The 1,037-nt window shown below is 33.9% G+C and carries 2 protein-coding genes; both read left to right on the top strand.

Translation table 11 applies throughout. From position 1 onward, the window contains the following. Positions 1 to 580 (top strand): GerAB/ArcD/ProY family transporter (locus POF52_RS30915; protein WP_271998177.1); only part of this gene is annotated, 580 nt, incomplete at its 5' end. A gap of 208 nt (positions 581 to 788) precedes the next feature. Further along, positions 789 to 1,037: GerAB/ArcD/ProY family transporter (locus POF52_RS30910; RefSeq protein ID WP_271998175.1), on the top strand; the 249-nt coding region annotated here is incomplete at its 3' end.

Below are 1,037 nucleotides of genomic sequence, written 5' to 3'. Positions count from 1 at the left end.
GTTATTACCATCGGTAAAAGTTGCATTGTCTGAAACGTTATATTTTCCGTTTACTGAAGCTATTGTGTTTACAATGATTTTGCCGTACTTAAATGATTCTAAGAAAGCAAAGGTGACTATGCTTTGTGCAACAGGATTAAGTGGCATCAATTTAACTATCACCATGCTTATTAATATTAGTGTACTAGGAGTTGATTTGACTGCACGTTCACAGTTTCCTCTTCTTAGTACGGTACAAAGCATTCAGGTAGCTGATTTTTTAGAACGGCTTGATGTGTTTTTTATGCTTGCTATGGTGATTGGAATTTTTTTTAAGGTTACCATATTATTTTATGCAGCCACCATAGGAACAGCTAACTTATTCAAAATTACATCACCTTCAATGTTAGCGTATCCTTTAGGTATTGTTGTTCTATTTTTATCTGTCACAATCGCGAGTAATTTCCAAGAACATCTCCATGAAGGATTATATATAGCCAAGTTTATTCTGCATATTCCTCTATTCACCATAATTCCTTCTATCCTTCTTTTTATAGCTTTCTTACAAAAAAGAAAGGTTCATGGGAGTAAACATAGTTGATCAGCTAGTTTTTATATAGAATATAGTCTTTACAGCGACATTTCCTAATAAGGTAACTCTAATGTAGAAAGATTCTCTCTACATTAGAGTTACCTTTAGAACAAATCTCATCTTTATTACATAACGTTCGAAAGCGATAGAAAGTTAAATAACCATTCAAAAAAGCAAAAGGAAGCTTTAATAAAACCGAAAAGGAGGTCTCAATTGAATGGAAAAAGCTAAGATTAGTTCTAGCCAGCTCTTTATCTTAATGGTTCTATTCGAATTGGGGAGTGCTTTACTGGTACCTCTTGCAATAGATGCAAAACAAGACGCTTGGCTTGCAATTCTCCTTGGAATGGTATTCAGTTTCGTTCTATTGTTAATCTACCACAAGCTTTATACCTATTATCCTGACCTTTTGCCTACAGAATATATCCAAAAGATTTTAGGGAAAGTATTAGGTACCGTACTCGCT

Source organism: Priestia sp. AB, assembly GCF_028369225.1.
GTDB classification, from domain to species: Bacteria; Bacillota; Bacilli; order Bacillales; family Bacillaceae_H; genus Priestia; species Priestia megaterium.
Note: the sequence above shows the minus strand (reverse complement) of the source record. Positions and strands in the feature narration are given on the sequence as shown.